General features: G+C 67.9%; 13 protein-coding genes. 2 read left to right on the top strand and 11 right to left on the bottom strand.

The window, feature by feature from the left end; genetic code table 11:
- Positions 1 to 93 precede the first annotated feature (93 nt).
- From OPU70_RS10030 to OPU70_RS10010, 5 genes are all read right to left on the bottom strand, one after another.
- Positions 94 to 6084: an Ig-like domain-containing protein gene (locus OPU70_RS10030; protein ID WP_498557666.1), complete on the bottom strand. Its 5991-nt coding sequence runs from the start codon at positions 6082 to 6084 to the stop codon at positions 94 to 96.
- Positions 6084 to 7214 carry a serine/threonine-protein kinase gene (locus OPU70_RS10025; RefSeq protein WP_228385641.1) on the bottom strand — a complete coding sequence of 377 codons (1131 nt, stop codon included), beginning with the start codon at positions 7212 to 7214 and terminating at the stop codon, positions 6084 to 6086. The genes OPU70_RS10030 and OPU70_RS10025 overlap by 1 nt, the downstream gene beginning before the upstream one ends.
- A 133-nt stretch (positions 7215 to 7347) precedes the next feature.
- Positions 7348 to 7914, bottom strand: a complete 567-nt coding sequence (locus OPU70_RS10020; protein WP_498557665.1) for a DNA-3-methyladenine glycosylase I — start codon at positions 7912 to 7914, stop codon at positions 7348 to 7350.
- A 64-nt stretch (positions 7915 to 7978) separates the two neighbouring features.
- Entirely contained in the window at positions 7979 to 8668 is a 690-nt protein-coding gene (locus OPU70_RS10015; protein ID WP_052493029.1) for a GntR family transcriptional regulator, read from the bottom strand.
- A gap of 387 nt (positions 8669 to 9055) precedes the next feature.
- Positions 9056 to 10747, bottom strand: a complete 1692-nt coding sequence (locus OPU70_RS10010; protein WP_498557664.1) for an HNH endonuclease signature motif containing protein — start codon at positions 10745 to 10747, stop codon at positions 9056 to 9058.
- Between the two features lie 100 nt (positions 10748 to 10847).
- Here OPU70_RS10010 and OPU70_RS10005 point away from each other — a divergent pair, with 100 nt between their 5' ends.
- Positions 10848 to 11486, top strand: coding sequence for a hypothetical protein (locus OPU70_RS10005; RefSeq protein WP_498557663.1), 639 nt, complete (start codon positions 10848 to 10850; stop codon positions 11484 to 11486).
- Between the two features lie 24 nt (positions 11487 to 11510).
- Here OPU70_RS10005 and OPU70_RS10000 read toward each other — a convergent pair whose 3' ends face one another.
- On the bottom strand, positions 11511 to 12557 hold the full coding sequence (locus OPU70_RS10000) for an NAD(P)-dependent alcohol dehydrogenase (protein ID WP_042537918.1): 1047 nt from the start codon (positions 12555 to 12557) through the stop codon (positions 11511 to 11513).
- A gap of 126 nt (positions 12558 to 12683) precedes the next feature.
- Here OPU70_RS10000 and OPU70_RS09995 point away from each other — a divergent pair, with 126 nt between their 5' ends.
- Positions 12684 to 13739: a hypothetical protein gene (locus OPU70_RS09995; protein ID WP_498557662.1), complete on the top strand. Its 1056-nt coding sequence runs from the start codon at positions 12684 to 12686 to the stop codon at positions 13737 to 13739.
- Between the two features lie 93 nt (positions 13740 to 13832).
- Here OPU70_RS09995 and OPU70_RS09990 read toward each other — a convergent pair whose 3' ends face one another.
- The 5 genes from OPU70_RS09990 to OPU70_RS09970 all read right to left on the bottom strand — a co-directional run bounded on the left by OPU70_RS09990 (position 13833) and on the right by OPU70_RS09970 (position 18549).
- The gene (locus tag OPU70_RS09990) at positions 13833 to 15902 is read right to left on the bottom strand and encodes an acyl-CoA dehydrogenase family protein (protein ID WP_498557661.1); all 2070 of its coding nucleotides are present in this window, start codon (positions 15900 to 15902) and stop codon (positions 13833 to 13835) included.
- A gap of 150 nt (positions 15903 to 16052) precedes the next feature.
- Positions 16053 to 16805, bottom strand: a complete 753-nt coding sequence (locus tag OPU70_RS09985) for an HTTM domain-containing protein (protein WP_498557660.1) — start codon at positions 16803 to 16805, stop codon at positions 16053 to 16055.
- A gap of 24 nt (positions 16806 to 16829) precedes the next feature.
- Positions 16830 to 17294, bottom strand: coding sequence for a hypothetical protein (locus OPU70_RS09980; protein WP_376708811.1), 465 nt, complete (start codon positions 17292 to 17294; stop codon positions 16830 to 16832).
- Positions 17291 to 18106 carry a DUF5819 family protein gene (locus OPU70_RS09975; protein WP_042537925.1) on the bottom strand — a complete coding sequence of 272 codons (816 nt, stop codon included), beginning with the start codon at positions 18104 to 18106 and terminating at the stop codon, positions 17291 to 17293. The genes OPU70_RS09980 and OPU70_RS09975 overlap by 4 nt, the downstream gene beginning before the upstream one ends.
- A 74-nt stretch (positions 18107 to 18180) precedes the next feature.
- Complete coding sequence (locus OPU70_RS09970) at positions 18181 to 18549, bottom strand: hypothetical protein (protein WP_042537928.1); 369 nt, start codon at positions 18547 to 18549, stop codon at positions 18181 to 18183.
- Between the last annotated feature and the right edge of the window lie 54 nt (positions 18550 to 18603).

Below are 18603 nucleotides of genomic sequence, written 5' to 3'. Positions count from 1 at the left end.
AACGGAGGGAGCAGGCATAGGGCAACCGTATTCGTCTCGGGCACCTGCGCGGTGCAGGGCGGTGGGGTGTAGGGAGTCGTCATCTGAGCGCGCTCATCCCTCGGGGTCGGTCGGTTCGGCAGGGCCTGACGGGACGGGGGCAGGCGGGTCGACCGGATCCGGCTGCGTGCACAGCGGCGCGCGGTGCGTGATCGACTTGAGCGGAGCATAGGCCCCCGTCCAGGTGATCCTCGCGTCGATCACGGAGGTCCCGTCGACGATGTTCGGGGTGAGGATGGTCGAGTACGAACCGCGCGCAGCGCGGCTGACGACGAACAGGTCACCAGGGTTCGCCGGTACGCACTCCTGGAACTGCACGACCACCACCGTCGGCACGGTCCTCGCGGTGATCTCGATCGGATCGGAGCAGTAGGTGGTCAGCACCGAGTGGCAGGAGCGCGCGACGACCGGCAGCGGCGAAGCATCGGGGCTCAGCTCGAAGTTCTCGTACCACGATCCGTACAGGTTGTACCGCGCGATGAAGCCGTCTCGCGCACCGATCTCGGGCGGCGACTCCAGGCCATAGGAATAGCGGTTGCCCTCGACCGAGGGCTGGGTCGCGACCGTGTAGTTGGTCTTGCCCTTCGGACCCTCGACGAACGTGAAGGTGAAGACCTGCGCGGTGTTCGACTCGGACACGCCGAACCCGTTCGAGGCACAGGCCTTGACGTTATAAGTGGAGTACTCGGCGAGTCCGGTAAGCGCGGGAGAGGACGACTGCGCCTCCGCGCCCGAGACCCGCAGCCGCCCGTTGCCGTCGGCGCTGCAGCTCGCATCGCCTGAGCGCCACGCGAGATAGACGACGTCGACTCCGAGGGCGCTGCCGTTGGGCTGCGCAGCGACTCCGGAGACGTCGATCGACGTGTTCGAGGTCGCTGTCGCGTTCGTGCCCGCGGGGTCGAAGTAGACGGTTCCCGCGGCCGTGACCGACGTGCGGAAGGCGCCGCCCTCATTGCCGCCGTCGCCCGTCGGCGGCTGGAACTGGCTGATCGGCACGATCGTGATGTTCTGCGGGCCGGGAGACAGCGCGATCTCGGCCGAGGTCGTCGCGCCGGTGCGGTTGATGACCTGGCCGGTCTCCTCGACGCGGAAAGACAGCGAGTCGTCCGATGCGGCGATCGCGAGTTCGACGATGCCGCGTCCGCGTTCGGTGTTTCCTGGGCGGTAGACGGGCGTGGCCGTCGCGTTCGACACCTCGGGGGCGGCATACGCCCAGCTGGTGTGCGGTGACGTGGCCGCTGAGGTTCCGACCGCGTTGACGGCCGCTGCGGTGAAGACATGCGGCGCTCCGTTGACGAGCCCGCTCACCGTGCAGCGGTAGACGCCTCCCGCCGGGCTGCATGACGCGTTCGCCGGGGAGCCGTCCTGCAGGATCGTCACACCGGTGACGCCGGGGTGCGCGCGCCCCGCTTCGCCGAGCGGCACGTCGAGCACCACGGTCGAGCGTGTGAATCCGACGGTCGTCACGCTGGCGGGCGCTTGCGGGAAGCCCTGCAGGTCGAGGGTGAGGGTTCCGGTGCCGGTGCGTCCCTGCGCATCCGACACGATGAACGGGATGATGCACTGGCCCCCGGGCGCCTGCCCTCCGCCGGGCCAGGTCGCAGTGATCGACGTGCTTCCCGAGGTCGAGATCGATGCGACATCGCACCGCGAGCCCCCGCCGAGCGACATCAGTCGGAGGCCGGATCCGGGCTTGCCCGCGAACGGGTCGTACTCCCCCGCGACGTCGACGACATCGATCGTGCAGCTCGGGTTCGTGACGATGCACTGCGTCGTGAAGGTCGCGCCCCGCGGCGCATCGGGCGGCGCCGCGCCGACGACCAGGCGGACGGATGCCGACGGCTCACCGTACTGCGGCACCGTGACGCTCACGTTCTCGGTGTTGCCCGGTCTGGCGTCCGCTCGCGCTTCGATGGTCAGTTGAGAACCGGTGCGCGTGACGATGAAGGCCGATCCCGAATACACGATCCGGTACTCGAGCGATCCGGCGTCCCCCTCGCGGCCGCCCTCCCAGGCGGCCATGTTCGAGTACATGTCGACCGTCTCGGTGGTTCCGGGAGCGATCGTGTGCGAGATCGACGACAGCAGCAGCTGAGGCTCCGCAGGGCGGATGCTGATCGGCACGTCGATGAACGACCAGCGCTCCTGCCCCTGCAGCCGCACCTGAACGAGGCAGGTGTCGGACCAGGGCGCTTCCCGGCCGGCTCGGTAGGTCACGTCGCCAGAGCCCTCGGCTGAGCACGACGCCGCCGCGCGCTGGGCGCTGAACTGGCCGGAGCCCACCTCGACGGCATCCGAGGCGATCAGGTCGACATAGTCGGCCGCATCGAACGAGACAGACGCGTCCTCGTCGACCACGACGGGGGTGGTGCCGGGCTTCAGCTGCACCTGCATGTCGTCGAAGGCGGGAATGCGCAGGAACCCGTAGGCGACCACGTCTCTGCCTCCCGACCCCTTGCCCTTGAGCTGGAACGGCACCAGCGCGCCGTCTTCCGGCGCCGCGCCCACGATGCGGTCGCCCTGCACCGTGAATCCGGGCTGGTCACCCCACAGACTCAGCGTGAGCGAGGAGGCATCGCCCGACGGCCAGCTCACACGGTCGGTCACGACGTCGATGCCCCGCTCCGGTAGGTCTTCCCGGTCGCGCGCGGTGAGCACGGTGTCGGCGACGCTCGGCTGATCGGCGACCGCGCCGTCGGTCACGGTGACCACGATGAGTCCCTGCGACGTGCTCGACGTGCGCGAGGACTTGACGGTGTAGAAGTAGGAGTTCGTGCCTGCCGTGTCTCCCGCCCGGAGAACGACGCGGCCGTCTTCGAGCGACGTGTCCGAGTCGATCAGCGCGTTCAGCCGGTCGTACAGCGGGTTGCCCTTGACCGGAGGCGCGTTGGGCACGAGTTCGGTGATCTCGAGCTCGCTCTGCGCCGGGTCGAGGTCGTTGAGACGCGGGTCCAGCACGATCGGAGTGGTCGATCCGGCCTCGACCCGCACGTAGTCGCTGAAGGTCACGGGAGCCGCGTCGTCGATGTCGGCGTCGAGCACGCCGACGCGGACCACGCCTGTCCCCTGCTCGCCCTGAGGGTCGCGCACCGTGTAGCGGAACGTCACCTGACCGCCGTCGACGCCGGCCGCCGGTGCCCGGTAGACGATCGCGTCTCCGTCGGCCGAGATCGTCGCCGTGCCATAGCCCTTCTGGGGCTGGTCGATGCCCGCGAGGACCACGCGGTCGCCGTCGCTGTCCATGCCGGTCGCAGGCACCGGCAGCGACACCGTCTGACCGCTGAGGACCCGACCCGTCAGTGTCGAGGGTGTCGGCGCGCGGTTCGTGCCCGGAGGAACGACCGTGACCGTCACGACGCCGTTGTCGGAGAGAGCAGGATTGCGCTCGAGCGACACCGAGTACGTGAGGCGGTAGGTGCCCGGCGTCGTGGGTGCGAGGTATCGCAGCGCGTTGCGATCGGCGAAGACGAGCTCTCCGGACTCACCTGAGCCGGTCACCTCGGGGAGCACGACCAGGGGTTCACCGCGCGGGGCCACGTCGTTCGCCGCGACGTTGATGCGCGTGAGTGAACCGGCACGGACGGTGATCGCATCGGGGAACACGATCGGCCGGGTGACGGTCGACGGCGGAGTGAGGAAGACCGTGACCGTTCCCTGCACCGCGGCTCCGGTTCCGTCGGCGACCGTCACGGTGGCCTTGCCGATCACCCCGGGCTCGCCGTCCTCCGTGGTGCCGTTGACGCGGATGCTCTCGTTGCCGACCACACGCACGCCGAGCTGCGGCGTCGAGCTCACGGCATCTGCCAGCATGAGCACTCGCCCACTGGTGTTCTGCACGGCACGGAGCACATCGACGGTCGTGTCCTCGCCTTCGCGCACGAACGCGGTCAGAGGTGCCATCGCGAGGCCTGCGGATCCGTCGACGGCCGTGATGCGGATGACCGCCGACTGCTCCGCCTGGGTCGAGACGTCCTGGGCGGTGTAGGTCACGACGTACTGACCGGGTTCGGCCACCGTCATCTCGACGGTGCCCGACGCCGCGTTGGGGTTGACCTCGAGGCCCTGAGCGGTCGCGGCGGTCTGCACGGCGTCGACCAGACGATACGAGCCGGATCCTCCGGACAGGTGGTCGGAGATGCGGACCGACTGCAGCTCTCCGACTCGGGCGGTCAGCGCCACGGGCGAGGCGACCAGGGCCGGGCTGCCGGTGACCTGGACATCGAGAATCTTCTCGGCCGTCGCACCGTGCACATCCTCGACGACGACGGTGACCGAGATCACCGCATCGGCGGCGTTGGGGTCGGTGTGGCGGATGGCCACCCGTCCGTCTGACATGGGCACGACCATGACGGGCGACGACGAGTCGGTCTCGTAGGCATCGCTGAGCACGAACGGGTCGCCCTCGGGGTCGACCCAGCCCGACAGCGCCGAGACGACGGTGCTGCCACCGGGAAGGAGCTGCGGTGTCGGCCATTCCTGCTGGCACGCGTCGACCCCGCACCACACGGGCGCGGAGTTGGCGTCCTCGTCGACGACGGTCAGCGTCACTGTCGCCGGCGACGACACGGCGGCGCCGTCGGTGACCGCATAGGTAAAGTTGGCCTGCCCCGAACCCGCCGTGACATTGACGACGAGCGACTGCCCGTTGGCGACGAGAGTCAGGTCGCCGAACGCGGGATCGCCGAGTCCGCCCGACACCGAGTCGGGGTCGATCGACAGCACGTCCTTCTTGTTCGGATCGTGGTCGTTGAGCAGCACCGGCAGGATCACCTGTTCACCCGCGCGCACGCCGAACGCGTCGTCGACGGCGACGGGCGGCATCTGCTCGGCCACGTCCTCGACGATGATCGTGCCCTCCTGCTGCTCGGTATCGTCTTCGATCGCCCACTGCTCGAGCGGGATGAGGACGCCGTCGGGGGCCGTCCAGATGAGACCGGTGCCGATCTCGCTCAGCACCGCGCGATCACCGTTCTCCTGGAACACCGGTTCGATCGTCGACGAGTCGAGGGCCTCGTCCGGAACACGCAGCGGCACGGTCTCGCCATCCGCCCACAGGGTTCCGGCAGCGGTGTCGAGCCAGGCCGCGTAGGTCTCGCCTGCCACGACGACCGGAGTGGCCGGGACGCCCGACGCCTCCGCGACGCGCTCGGGCTCACCCGAGGCGAGGTCGACCGACACGAGGCCGTCGGAGTCGGCGATCACCACGGCCTCGCCGGAGTCGGCGCCCTCCTGCAGGCGCGCATCTTCGGCGACATCGAGCTCGATCGGCTCGTCGCGCCCCTGGAGCCACAGCTCGCCGGTGCCCGTCTGGAGCATGGCCCAGCGGTCTCCCACGACCGTGAGGGTCAGGCCCTCGGCGGCATCCGGAGCTGCGGAGACGGACTCGGGATCGCCGAGGAAGCTGTGCTCGTCGATGTCGAACCGCCGGATCGCGCCCTCGTCCGAGGAATAGAGCACCAGCAGTCCTTCGGGCGACAGTCCGATCGCATCCGCCGTGTATGTCGGGGGATCTTCGCCCTCTTCGACCTCGACGCCCGCGAACGGGTCGACGAGAGCGGTGGCCGCGCCGGCGTCAAGCGTGGTCACCGACACCTGACCGGTGTCGGTGCGATAGGCCACGTGGGCCCCGGCGGAGAGGATCTCCCGCGTGCCCGCCGGCGTCGGCTCGGAAGCGATCGGCGTGCCCTCCTCCGACGAGTCGGAGAGCAGATCGGCGGGGCTTGCAGGGTCTACGTCCCAGCGCTGCCGGTTGCCCTGCGCATAGACCACGGCCGCGGAGCCGTTCTGCCAGACCGCCTCCGGGTCGTCGACGTTGCGCACCGTGTCGATCTCGGCGAGCTCGGTGTTGACGCGTGCGTACTGACCGCTGTCGCGCATGACCCAGACCGACGACTCGAGCCGGGGCACCTCCTGCGACTGGTAGCCCTGCGCGGTGATGGCGAGGGTGAGCACCACCGCCAGAGCGGCGATGCCGGAGATCGCCGTGATCAGGCGTCCCCGTGATCGGGGGTTCGCCTCCGCACGCGCGCGATCGCCGATCGCCATCACAGAACCCCGGTGAGGTGGAGGGCGCCGAGGCCGACTGCGGCGAGCACCGCGGCTCCGATCAGCGCGCCGATGACACCGGCGACGAGTGGGGAGCGGGTCTTCGCACGCGCTGCGGGCAGGTCGTCGCGGTCGCGCGGCATCGCCTGCTGCCGTGCGGCACGCTCGGCACGTCGCGAGTCGGGTGCGACCGTCGTGATCACCGGGCCACGGGCCGTGGCGTCCGAGAAGCTGACGGGAGCCGCGGCGGCCCACTCGGCGGATGCCGCCTCGAACGCCGTCGGGTGCAGTCCGAGCTCGTACTGCGCCCAGCGGAGTCGTTCGGCGAAGTCGGCCATGCTCGCGAACCTCTTGGCGGGATCACGGTGCATCGCGGTCGCGAAGATCTCGTCGATGATCGGAGGGATGCCGTCGACGGGCACCGCCGTGTAACGCGCCTTGATGATCCGATCGGTGAGCTGATCGCGTGAATTGGAGCCGCGGTCCGCTCTCTCGAACGGGCTCCTTCCGGCGAGCAGCGTGTACAGGGTGGCACCGAGGCTCCAGATCTCGCTCGGCACCGACCCGGAGACGCGCTCCTGCAGCACTTCGGGCGAGCTCCACGGCACCGACATCGCGATCGTCTCTCCGTCGCCCTCGTCGATCACGGCTGCGGCGATGCCGAAGTCGGCGAGCACGGGAGCCCCGAGGGAGTTGATCAGCACGTTCGACGGCTTGATGTCGCGATGCAGGAGCCCCGCCCTGTGCACCGTCTCGAGCGCACCCGCGATACGCACCCCGGTGTCGAGCACGTCGGCGAGCGCCAGTGGCGCCTTCTTGTAGCGAGCGCTCATGGTGTCGGGGCAGTACTCCATGGCGAAGTACGGACGGCCGTCGGCAGAGATCGACGCCTGATAGATCGTCACGATCGAGGGGTGTGCGCTGAGCCTCGCGGAGATGTCGGCCTCGACGTTGAAGGTGCGCAGCACCTCGCGGTTCACCGCATCCGCCAGCAGCACCTTCACAGCGGCGACGCGACGCGGCATGTCCTGTTCATACAGGAAGACGTCGGCGAACCCACCGGAGCCCAGCGGGCGCACATAGCTGTACCCCGCCAGCGTCGGCGGTGTCGATGCCATGCGCGTGGCCACCCATGCTCCTCACGGTCGGATGGGAGACCGCGCTCTGCATTCGCCCTGCGCGCTGCGCTGGACGATCCCCCCGATCAACGAGTATATCGAGGGCATGGATGATCTCGAAGGCGGTCTGGGCCGATGCTGCTGGTCAGGCGCGCCAGCATCCCACCACATGGTCGTCGACCATGCCGGCCGACTGCATCAGGGCGTACATGGTGGTCGGCCCGACGAACCTGAAGCCTCGACGGCGCAGCTCTTTGCTCATCGCCGTCGACTCCGGCGTCACCGCCGGAACATCTGCGAAGGACGCGGGGCGGATGCCGGGCGCCGGCGCGAACGACCACATCAGCTCATCGAGCTCGCCCTCTGCCATCGAGCGGACGATACGCGCGTTGCCGATCGTGGCCTCGATCTTCGCCCGGTTGCGGATGATCCCCGCATCCGCCATGAGGCGCTCCACGTCGGACTCATGGAACTCGGCGACCAGCTCTGGGACGAATCCGGCGAAGACCTCGCGGAAACGGGGGCGCTTGCGGAGGATGGTGATCCACGAGAGCCCCGCCTGGAAACCCTCGAGCGCCATCTTCTCGAACAGCGCCCGATCCCCATGCAGGGGCGTGCCCCACTCTTCGTCGTGATACCGGCGGTATTCCGGGTCGTCGCCAACCCAGCCGCATCGCTCGCGTCGGTCAGGGCCGGCGATCAGTGACGTCATGCGTCCACGCTAGCCGTCGCCACGGACACCCGGGACGGATCGCTGCACCGACGCTCGCATGCCCTCAGAAGAAGATGTCCGGGGTCTGGGGTTGCGGCTGGGCGGCGGTTCGCGCGGTTCCGGATCCGAGCGCGTCGATGAAGGATGCCGAGAACGCGTCGAGTGCTTCAAGGGCCGCGACGGGCTCCTGTCGCTCGATGGCGTCGAGGGCGCCCGAGAGGAGGTCGCGGCGCGAAGTGCGATCCGCGTCGAGGTCCACGCCGTGACGACTCGCGGTCTGCGAGTCCACGAACAGCCGGAGGGGGTCGATGTGATCGCGGACGATCCTCGTGCCGAGGCGGCCGAGTTCCCGCGAGATGAGGTGTTCGGCTAGTTCGAGGTATCCGAGCAGTTCACAGGCGCCTTCGGCGAACCGAGGAGCCTGTTCGCGCATCGGCACGGGCGGGCCGCTGCACGTCTTCTCGACGATCAGGCGACCGACGACGTGAGCGCGCTCGACCATGTCGACGGACGACCATTCTGCGACGCGGGTCCCTGCGCTCGGCGACACCTGCACGAATCGCATGTCGACCAGTCTCTGCAGAGCCTCGCGCACCGGGGTGCGCGACACAGCCCAGGCATGGGCGAGCAGGTCGAGACGCAGCCGCTGCCCGGGAGGAAGACGGCCGCTCACGATCTCGGCGAGCAGTCGCTCGTAGGCGAGACCGCTGAGAAGCTGCGGCCTCAGCTGTTCCTCGAGGGAGCCCGTGGGCATGGTCTTGCCTTTCTCATGGTGCCGACCACCTCTGGAGGGGGATCGTGACGGATGCGCTGTGACAGTCACCAGCCAACCCGCCGGGCTCGGCTCTAGGACGCCGTGTGACGTCAGATACGAATGTGGAGAGCCGACAACCAGTGGTCGCTGTGCGGCGATCAGTGCTCGGTGTTCGGTGCTCGGTGTTCGGTGTTCGGTGCTCGGTGCGCGGTATTGGGTGCCACGCAGTGGTGACAGCCACGTGATGATGAGTGTCACGCGAGGGAGGGTGTCACGCGAGGGAGGGTGTCACGCGAGGGAGGGTGTCACGTGACGGCGCGCGTCAACCGATGGGTTCCGGGCTCGTGTTCTACCGCTTCTACTCGAAGTTCATCGAGCGAAACGCGCTCAGATGCGAAGTGAGGTGCGGCGCACTCGAGCGGGTGACGGCAGGCTGAGTCGTGGGGTGCGCCACTGCTGGGCGGGATCCCACCATGCCGGTCCGCGCACTTGCGGGAGGCCGTCGTTCATGCGGATCTCCCACCCCGAGGTGCCGAGGGAGCGGTGGTGCCACCAGCACAACGGCACACCGTTATCGGTGTGCGTGGGGCCGCCCCTGGCGTGTTCGGTGACGTGGTGGATCTCGCACCATGAGGCGGGGACGTGGCATCCGGGGATCAGGCACTCCTTGTCGCGGGCGATGATCGCCCGCCGTTGATGCACGGTGAAGATCCGATCCGTGGTCGTGATCCCGATGATCCGCCCCTCGTCCATGAGCACGCGCTGAATCGCTCCGCTGCACGCGACCTGCGCCGCGACGGAGACGGGAACATGAGCACCGGATCCGGGGATCGTCGCCCACCCACCATTGCCGCGCGCCCCGGCCGCAGCACCGGCACCTCCGAAGGTAGCGCCTCTGAAGGCGGCACCTCCGAAGGCAGCACCGGTGGCAGCGCCTCCGAACACAGCACCGGTGGCCTGAGTGGCGTGGGTGGCGAGGTCGTTGGCGTCGACGGTGACGACGACGACCGGTGATGCACCGCCGAGGGTGGGCATGTCCTTGTGCCGCGCCGCGATCCCGAGCGCTGCGGTCAGGGCGTCGTGGCGTTTCTGCGCCGCGGTGCGGTCATCGAGCACAGACCGCGGGTCGGAGTTGAACGGATCGGTCTCCTCCGGATCGCGCCCCCTCTCGGCGTCAGCGTCGACGCCAGAACCGGCACCAGGACCAGGACCAGGACCAGGAGAAGAGTCGGCGTCGGGAGAATCGGTGTCGGCATCGGTGCCCCCGGTCGGGGCGAAGAACACCCCCGGCATCGGCGGCCCGTCGCCCTTGGGGTTGAGGATCGCGTCCAGGATGAGCTGCAACTGGGCCGCGGCGTCCGGGGTCAGGTAGCCACGGATCGCATGCATGCCATCTTTCACCCGGCCGATCGTGATCCCCCGACGACGCCGCGCATCCTCGTCTTTCGGTTCCTCACCATCCGGATCGAACATCGACGCGAGATCCTCCGCCAGAGCCTTCAGATCCTGCGCCGTCGGCGACGGACCCGCCGTGTCGTCATCCGCATCCGGGACCTCATCGACATCCGCATCCGTATCCGTATCCGCCTCGAGGCCGTGACCGCGGGCGCACCCCGCCAACGCGACATCCGCCGCCAACCGCTGATCGACCGTGAGCCGATCCCAGACCTTCTCGATCGGCGCCGTTGCCGCCAGAAACCCCGCGACCCCGACTACCCCGTCCAACAGCGCCAGTCGCATCTCCGCCCACCGCGCCGGCATCCTCTCCCCCGCCAGACTCATCGGCCGCCGCACCAGATCGACCACCCTGTCGACCCGGGTCGCACCCCGCACATCCACACCCACCGTCCGCTGCAACAGCTCATTCAGCCCCCGGCAGCCCGCCGAATGCGGAAAGTCGCCCGGATCCCCCGTCGCGATCGTCTCCACGATCACCGCCTCGGCACGCCGGAACACCGCCCCCGCCCCCTGCAACACCGCGACCCGGTCCGCATCCGACAACCCCGCCAGCGCATCATCGGACAGCACCGCATCGAGGTCGGCGACGACCCGATCCAGAAGCTCCGCAGTGCTGTTCATACCCCCCAGTCAACCGGGGACCACCGACATTCGAGACCCGCAACGGCCCGCTTTTACCCCAGATCAACGCCATATTCCAATCTCTCAATACAGCGCACCGATGCCGCGCACACCACAGCCACGGGAGCGTCGGGAGAGCGAGAAAGAACGGCGAGGGAGAGACACATGGAAATGGACACGGAGACACGACTCGAAGGGAGAGCACCCGGAGGAAGAGAGCACTCCGACGACGAGGAGAGCGCCGGGCAGGAAGAGAACACCCGGCGAGGACGGACTCCCGGAGGGGGAGAGCGCCCTGACGGCGGGGAGCGGAGAGCAGAGGAGCAGAGACGACAGAAGGAAAAGAGAAGACGGAGGAGAGAGAAGAGAAGACGGAGAAGAGAGAAGACGGAGAAGAAGAGGAAGAAGAAGAAGAAGAAGAACAGAGAAGGACAACAGAGAAGGACAACAGAGAACGAGAACAGAGAACGAGAACAGAGACGAGAACAGAGAACGAGAACAGAGAACGAGAACAGAGAACGAGAACAGAGAACGAGAACAGAGAACGAGAACAGAGACGAGAACAGAGACGAGAACAGAGAACGAGAACAGAGAACGAGAACGAGAACGCGGTATAAGAGAACCCGGGAACAACACCCTCGGAGAACGCACCCGCGGGATGGAGACCCGCAGAGAAGAAAACCCCGGGGAGAACGCCCCGGAAAAACACCCGGAGACAGCGAGAAGCCCCGGGGTGTGACACCCCGGGGCTTCTCTCCGACCGTCAGTCCGCGAAGGTCGCGGCGTCGATCACGAAGCGGTAGCGCACATCAGAGGCGAGCACGCGCTCGTAAGCCTCGTTGATCTGCGCGGCCGAGATGACCTCGATCTCGGAGGCGATGCCGTGCTCGGCGCAGAAGTCGAGCATCTCCTGGGTCTCAGCGATGCCGCCGATGTTCGATCCGGCGAGCGAGCGCCGTCCGCCGATCAATGACGAGACGTTGACCGAGAGCGGTTCTGCGGGGGCTCCGACGCAGACCATCGACCCACCCACATCCAGCAGACCGAGGTAGGCACGGAGGTCGACGACGGCACTGACGGTGTTGAGGATGACGTCGAACGATCCGCGCAGCGAGCGGAACGTGTCGGGATCGCTCGTCGCGTAGTAGTGGTCTGCCCCGAGGCGAAGCCCGTCGTCCTTCTTGCTGAGGGTCTGCGAGAGCACGGTCACCTCGGCGCCGAGCGCGTGGGCGATCTGCACGCCCATGTGGCCGAGTCCGCCGAGCCCGACGACCGCCACCCGCGTGCCAGGGCCGACGTTCCAGTGCCGCAGCGGGGAGTACGTGGTGATCCCCGCGCAGAGAAGGGGTGCGGCGACGTCGAGCTCGAGGGCGTCGGGGATGCGCACGGCGAACGACTCGGTCACGACGACCTGCTCGGAGTATCCGCCCTGCGTGATGGTCCCGTCGCGATCGACGCTGCCGTAGGTGAAGACAGCGCCGTTGGAGCAGAACTGCTCGTCACCGCGCTGGCAGTTGCGGCACTCTCCGCACGAGTTCACGAGACATCCGACCCCGACGCGGTCTCCCACGGAGTGCTTCGTGACGTCGGCCCCGATGGCGGCGACGGTGCCGGCGATCTCGTGGCCCGGTGCGAGCGGGTAGCTCTGCGGACCCCAGTCACCGCGCACGGTGTGGATGTCGGAGTGGCAGATTCCGGCGAATGCGATGTCGATCAGGATGTCGTTCGGGCCGAGTTCGCGGCGCTCGATGACGGTCTTCTCGAGCGGTGCGGCTTCGCTGGGTGCGGCGTAGGCGTTGACACGGGTCATCTCGGACTCCTCGGGTCGGGTCGGGTGGGCCAGATCGACACTACTCGCGGCGCCCTGTGCGCCACCCCTGTGCGCCACCCCTGTGTGATCGATACGTTGGGGCTACGACTCCGGAGGGGAAGTCCCATGCACCGCTCGACCTTGACCGCCCGACTGATCACCAGCGTGATCGCTCTCGTGCTCACTCCCATCGCCCTGATCCTGCTGTCTGTCGGCGGACAGACCATGATCCTCACGTTCTTCGCGTACGCCAGCGACGGCGACCTCGCGTCGCTGACCGGACCTGTGCTGCTGCAGATCCTCGGTCTCGCGCTGCTCATCCTCGTCGTGCTCACCGGCGTGTGGAGTTCAGCCGGCCTGATCGCCATCGGCATCCTCAGCATCGTGCCGCTGATCGTCGCCGTCTTTCCCGTGACCCTGTCATGCCTCTACGGCATCGCACCCAGGGAGTGGGTCGACGGCTTCGTATACGGCCTCCCTCTCGTGGTGCTCGCCGCGCTCGGGGCGATGGGCCTGGTGCTCGCCCTCGTCCGCCGGGATCCTCGACCGAAGGGTGCCGCGCTCGGCGTGGTCGGCCTGATCGTCGCCCCACTGCTGCTCGCTGCGGGCGCCTGGTCGATCACCTGGGGAATCGCCGAGGGTACGCTGTTCGCCCTGCAGCGGTTCGAGTTCGACGTGCGCCCCGGGCCAGGCTTCGCAGTCGTCGCCGGGGCTCTGCTCGTCATCGCCGGTATCACCGTGACCCGCTGGTCGCGATTCGCACTCGTCGTTCCCGCCCTCGTGCTCCTCGTCGGCAGCATCCTGCTCGTCGTGGCCCGCGATGCCGTGATGCCTGCGCTCTTCGAGCTGCCGCGAGGCATGAACACCGTCGCACCGAGCCTTCTTCTCTACGGCGGAGGAGCCGCGGCCGGACTCATCTATCTGACCTTCACAGCGGTGCTGCTGCGCGTCGTCGCTCATGCGCGATCGGCCGGAGCGCCCGGAGCGCCCGGAGCGACCGGAGCGCCCGGAGCGCCCGGAGCGCCCGGAGCGACGACACCCGACACCACGGTGCACGCGCAATACCCACACGCGCAATATCCACAGACGCAGTACCCACCAGCGCCGATGCAGCATCCGTACCCGCCGGTCCCCGGTCAGCAGCCGCCCGCTGCGCCGTACCCGCCGCAGCCCGGCCCGTGACTCACCGAGCCGCCGCGCGACGGCGGCTCCGACAGAAAGGAACCGGCCGGAATCCCACGATTCCGGCCGGTTCCGAGCTCTGCGAAAGCCGCGTCAGCGCTTGGCGTTCTTCTTCAGCGTCTTCTCCAGCACAGGTGCATCGCCGGATGCTGCGAGCGCCGCGTAGTACTCGCGGGCCTCGTCCTGACGCTCTCGCTCTGCACCGGACGCGATGGGCGCTCGGACGTGCTCGGGCTCGTATGCGAACGCATCGACCAGGTCGAGGGCGTACGGGCGAAGCCGGGCGCACAGACGGTCGATGTACCGCGAGACCGCAGCGGCGCGCTGCGTCGAGAGACGTCCGTTGATGAGGTGCCACGCGAGGTGCTTCTCGATGAGCTGCAGGCCGAAGAGGTCGCGCAGCCAGGTGAGGACCTTCTTCGTGTCAGCGTCATCGACTCGGTGGACGGCATCGGTGAACGCCTCCCACTGCAGCAGCTCGCCGTGTGCGCGGGCCGCCTCGATCAGCTCGGCCTGGTTCTCGTTGAACAGCTTCGCGCCGAGCACCTTGTCCTTGCCCGCAGGGCGCAGACGACCGGCGATGTCGGCGACCATCTGCTGCACGCGCTCGGCGAGCAGCAGGTGCTGCTGCTCTTCGCGCAGGCCGTTCTCGACGGAACGCGAGACCTGCCCGAGGTCGACGACCGACTGGCCGAACTGACGCAGGCCGGCACCGTGGAAGAGCTTGCCCGCGGTCATCCCGACGGCGAACTTGGCCAGAGCCGCAGCATCCTTGCCGGTGAACTGCTTGGCGTAGTCGGTCAGCAGCCGCTTGCCGACGAGCTGAAGCAGCACGTTGTTGTCGCCTTCGAACGTGACGTAGATGTCGAGGTCGGCCCGAAGACCCACGAGGCGGTTCTCGAACATGAAGCCGGCGCCGCCGCAGGCCTCGCGCGCCTCCTGCAGTGTGTCGAGCGCGTGCCAGGTCGACAGCGGCTTGAGTGCAGCGGCCAGGGTCTCGAGATCCTCGCGGTCGTCGGGGGTATCGGTGCGACCCGAGAACACCCCGTCGAACTTCTGCAGGAACTCGTCGTGCGCGAAGATCTGCGCATACGTCGTCGCAAGCCGCGGGAAGAGGCGTCGCTGGTGCTTGCCGTAGTCGAGGAGCACGACCTCCTGCCCGTCTGCCCCGTCGAACTGACGGCGCTGCGTGGCATATGTGATCGCGATCTTGAGCCCCAGAGCGGATGCCCAGCAGGCCGCGCCGTCGAGCGAGACCCGACCCTGCACGAGCGTGCCGAGCATCGTGAAGAAGCGACGGCCGGGGCTGTCGATCGCGCTCGAGTACGTGCCGTCGACCGCGACGTCGCCGTACTTGTTGAGCAGGTTGGTGCGGGGGACGCGCACGTGGTCGAAGCTCAGACGGCCGTTGTCGATGCCGTTCAGTCCGCCTTTGAGCCCGTCGTCCTCTCGTCCGATGCCCGGCAGGTCGACGCCGTCATCGCCGCGCAGCGGCACGTAGAAGCAGTGCACCCCGTGGTTGACGCCGTTCGTGATCAGCTGGGCGAACACCGTCGCCGCGACGCCGTGCAGTGCGGCGTTGCCGAGGTACTCCTTCGTCGCGCCGCGGAACGGCGTGTTGATGACGAACTCCTCCGTCGCGGGGTCGTACGTCGCGGTCGTGCCGACTGCGGCGACGTCTGACCCGTGCCCGATCTCGGTCATCGCGAAGGCGCCGGGGATCGAGAGATCCATGACTCCCGGCAGCCATTTCTCGTGGTGCTCGGTCGTGCCCAGCTGCAGGATCGCTGAGCCGAACAGCCCCCATTGCACACCCGATTTGATCTGCAGGCTCGGATCGGCGACGACGAGCTCCTCGAAGCCGGCGATGTTCCCGCCGTTGTTCTCTTCGCCGCCCAGCGACTTCGGGAACGCGCGGTGCACGGCCTTGTTGTCGACGAGCAGGTGCAGCTGGCTGAGCACGCGCTCGCGGTGCTCGTCCTTGCCCAGTTCGTCCTTGCGCCAGAACGCCGAGTCCTTGATCATCTCGCGCGCCTCGCGGCGGGTGTCGGCCCACGTGCCCATCAGCAGGTCGGTGACCCGAGCGACGTCGATCCGCAGGTTCGCGTCTGCGTTGTCGGTGTGGGGGCGAGTCGTCTTCGGACGGACGGCGGCGTCGACCATGAGCGTTCCTCTCAGAGGGAAGTAGTGATACGCCCATGGTAGGTGTGCCACAACCAGGAGCGAACTGCTGTGTACGCATCCTCCAACTGCCTGCGGGCACATCGCCCCGACGGATTGTCGTCAGACCACAGTCCGCGCGAGACCGCGACCTCAGGCCTCCACGCCTGACGGCCGGGGCGGGGCCGTCTGCGCCTGCTCCCACCGCCGTCTCGTGCCGGAGCTCAGACGCGCCCAGGTCCGATCACGGATGAAGATCGAGTCGATCGCGATCATCGTGAGCGAGAACCAGGGCAATCCCATCAGCACGCCGATGCCGATGTGGAACGAGAGGATGCCGACGAGGCCGATGAGACGCGTCGGCCGCGTGAGCAGCATCAGTGGGAACGCCACCTGCAGAATGATCGATCCCCAGGTCGCGGCGACGACCATCGGCCCCCACGTCGTGACGAGGTCACTCAGAACCGGCCACGTGCCGAACCGGGCGGTCTGCAGCGGGTTGTACACCGCGTAGCCCTCTTCCCAGGGCGCACCGCCGGCTTTGTACAGCGCGCCGGAGGCGTAGACGAAGCACACCTGGGCGGTGAGCGCCACGAGGGCCAGATTGTGGAAGACGGTGCCCAGAAGAGCCGGCTGGCTCCCCGGAGCGAACCACTCGCCCTTCTTCGCACGACGTCTGGCGTCGAGCGACCACCGAGCCGCGGGGTCTGCGAAGAACAACAGCAGCAGGGCGATGCGGAACATGTTGTCGCCCTGGTCGCCCACCATGTCGTTGGCTTCGATGAACCCCACCCAGAGGCAGAAGAACACCGGCAGGACGATCCGGAAGCGCCAGCCCAGCACGAACAGCACGGCCAGCACGCCGAGCAGCAGATAGAGAGCGGTATAGAGGACGTCATTTCCCATCGCCGCATGGAACGCGCTGAAGATTCAGATCTTCGGGAACTCGCTGACGGGTTCGGCGAGCTCGCCGTTCCACGCCGACCCCGAGCCGAACGTATAGAGACGTGTGCCGAAGTTCGATGCGAGCAGGCCGATCGCCGTGATGCCGAAGAGGATGCGGGTGACCGCCAGGCCGTAGAGGGCCTTCTTGCCGTTGAAGAGCCAGTCCCCCACGAACGCAGAGATCCGGTCGATCGCCGAGAGGACCATCGACCACAGCCCGCCGATCATCGACGAGACGAAGCTCAGCAGACGCGTCACGAAGGAACGGGGCGGCTGCAGCTGCGGCTGTGGTGTCGCAGAGGGAGAAGGAGCAGGCGAGACCGACGGAGCAGGCGCCGGAGGGGCGGATGCCGGCGCCGGCGCTGTCACCGTCGAGCGGGAGGTCTGAGACCCGGCATCCTTCTTCTTCTTCGCGTCTCGCTTGGGCGCGGTCCTGATCGGCGCGCTCACGGCTGGATCCTCTCGAACTGGGCGCGGAAGGTGTCGGCGAAGTTCTCGCGACTCTGCCCTTCCTCTTCTATAGGCAGCCGCCACCCGGTGGTCGAGAACGTGGGATCGGGGCGCTGCGCGCTCGGATCGTTGCGGTCGGCATAGGGGACGACGTTCTGGCGGCTCACGCGGTACTGGACCTGGACGACTGCATCGGCACCCCAGATCGCATAGGCCACCTGAGTGGCATAGGCGGTCGACAGGTGCTCCTCGGCCATGTACGCCTCGGTCGACGGCTTCTCGCCCTCGAGCTCATCGAAGGAGCGCACCATCCACTCCTCCCAGCCCTCCTCGGTGAAGTCGAGTCCCACGACGGCCTTCTGATCGTCGTCCAGCTTGTTGAACGCGTTCATCTGACCGCTCGCGACCTCACTCGACTGGATGCCGGCGCGAGGCGGGAACAGGTTGTAGCGGATCATCGAGAGCTCGACGTCGGTGGCGCTCACCCATCCGGTCTCGATCTCCTGGCCGTCCTTCTCTATGACGGCCCGGACGTTGAAGTGGTAGTCGCCGTTGATCGGCTCGGGAGCGAAGACGCTCCACGACTGACCGAACATGGGCAGCATGTAGCCGGCGAGTACCTCCTGAGTGGGGATCTCTCGCAGTGCCGAATACGGTGCGATCCAGAGGAACGACGCACCCACATGCCACAGGGTCAGCAGACAGGCGGCGAATGCGATGAGCTTCACCCACCAGGTCGGGCGCGGTCGCGGGGCGGCCACGGCAGTCGCCGCATCCTGCACTTCCGGTGAGGTCTCAGTCATCGTGCTCATCCACATCCTTGTCACCGCTGCAGGTCGGGGCCGCCGCAGCGACGGCCCCGACCTCTCAGCGTTCCTGCACTGCGTTACTCCGTCTGGGCGAGCGGCCGTCGGGAACGCGCGACCCTCGTCATCCCGAGCCCGAGCATCAGCAGCAGTGCCGCCAGCGCGATCCACCCACCCTGGATCTCGCCACCGGTGGTGGCGAGGCCGGACGCCACGACCTGGAACGAGGCCGAGACGCTGCCGGAGGTCGCTCCGGTCAGGGTCACTGCATGGGTTCCGAGGTCGGTGCCAGACGGGATGGTCCAGGTGAAGGTGACCGTGCCCTGCGCATCGGCGACCTTGGTCCCCAGTGCGATCGGCTCGGAGGTCATCACTCCGGTGACGGACTCGCCGGGCTTGAACCCGGTGCCGACCGCCGTCTGCTTCTCGCCGCGCTCGAGTGAACGCAACCGATCGGCAGGTTGATCGCGCCCCTCACGTTTCGACGGACGAAAGGTCATCCC

The sequence above is a fragment of the Microbacterium sp. SWDP-B6 genome, from assembly GCF_059803615.1.
Note: the sequence above shows the minus strand (reverse complement) of the source record. Positions and strands in the feature narration are given on the sequence as shown.